Origin of the sequence: Streptomyces sp. NPDC020192 (assembly GCF_044388685.1) — a bacterium.
Classification (GTDB): domain Bacteria; phylum Actinomycetota; class Actinomycetes; order Streptomycetales; family Streptomycetaceae; genus Streptomyces.
This window is the reverse complement of record NZ_JBIRXG010000132.1, coordinates 1-1,307: the sequence shown is the minus strand read 5'-3', so window position 1 is coordinate 1,307 and position 1,307 is coordinate 1. Positions and strand designations below refer to the sequence as shown.

Sequence of the window (1,307 nt, the reverse complement as noted above, 5' to 3'; positions counted from 1 at the left end):
TCCACCGCCTCACCCAGCTGTTTCAGGACGATCTCGGAGCGTCGAGTGAACAGCGCAAGGAAGAGTTCATCCTTGGAGCCATAGTTCGAATAGAACGCGCCGGTCGTGTAGCCGGCCCGTGCGCACAGCTCCGCGATCGAAACCCCGTGAAATCCGCACTCGGCGAACGCCTGCTCAGCTGCGTCGAGCAGGCGCTCGTTCGTCTCCCGTCGTCTCTTGGTCACGCGTTGTGTCATGCATCCCACCTGTCTGTTCGCGTCAAGACGCTCGACGATGCCGGATAGGGGTTCCTATCGGATAGGGATCCCAATCCGATAGGCCACACTATCGAGTGAGAGTGGGGCTGACGCAAGGCCCGCGACGGGAGCGTTCGCGGTGTCCTCTCGGTCAGCCTTTGGTGAGACGTCCCGCTTCGGCGGGTTAGCCCGAGAGGGTGCGACAGGAGAGCCACCCCCTCATGGCCGGCACCAAGCCCACCGGATCCGACCCGGCACTTCGGCCGAAGCGCCGCACTTTCAGCGCCGAGTACAAGCTAGGAGTTGATCCGCGAGAACATCGCGGCCCGCAACGGGATCGTGCCCGATGCGGTGCACGCGGGCCGCGGCACCTCGATGACGAGCAAGAAGGTCTCCCAGCTGCTGATCGATCTCGGGGTGACCCGGTCGCACTCCCGGTCGAAGGTCTCCAACGACAACCCCTACGGCGAGGCCCAGTTCAAGACCACGGAGTACATGCCGGACTGTCTCGAACGGTTCGACTCGCTGGCCCACGCCCGCGAGTGGTTCGACGCGTTCATCGCGTACTGCAACCATGAGCACCGGCACTCGGGTATTGGCTGGCACACCCCCGCCTCCGTCCACTTCGGGACTGCCGAGGCATACGCCCGCCACCCCGAACGCTCCGGCCGACGCCCCCGACCACCCGAGATACCCCAGACCGCCTGGATCAACGACCCGGCCAAACGCCGCGAACCCGCACCACAGACCTCGTAGCGCCACGACCGTCTCACTGGACGAAATCTTCCGACGCGGCGGTCAGGTGCTGCTCGCCGGTTCCGTTACGGGCAGTGTGCGGGACCGCCGGGCGAGCAGGGAGGCTGCCACCGCCGCGGTGATGAAGGCGATGAGGCTGTAGATCGCGGGTGTCACCGCGGCGGCCGGCATGTTCAGCAATGCGGGGCTGAGGGCGATGGTGACGGCGAGCGCACCGTTGTGGATGCCGATCTCCATCGACGAGGCGACTGCCTGGGGCCGCTCGACGCGGGCCAGGCGGGGAACCCAGTAGCCGATGACCAGGTTCAGGACGCT

2 protein-coding genes and 1 pseudogene are annotated in these 1,307 nt (G+C 66.0%); 1 reads left to right on the top strand and 2 read right to left on the bottom strand.

Annotation, left to right across the window (positions count from 1 at the left end):
- A partial coding sequence (locus tag ACH47Z_RS47235) for a TetR/AcrR family transcriptional regulator (protein WP_399086873.1) occupies positions 1-236 on the bottom strand: 236 nt, incomplete at its 3' end.
- 303 nt (positions 237-539) lie between these two features.
- On the opposite strand from ACH47Z_RS47235, the gene ACH47Z_RS47230 reads away from it, so the two are divergent.
- Positions 540-992 (top strand): integrase core domain-containing protein, encoded by a 453-nt coding sequence (locus ACH47Z_RS47230; RefSeq protein WP_399086870.1) that lies wholly within the window; start codon positions 540-542, stop codon positions 990-992.
- Positions 993-1,034: 42 nt separating this feature from the next.
- On the opposite strand, the pseudogene ACH47Z_RS47225 reads toward ACH47Z_RS47230, so the two are convergent.
- A pseudogene (locus tag ACH47Z_RS47225) lies at positions 1,035-1,307 on the bottom strand (bile acid:sodium symporter family protein); the annotation flags it as partial.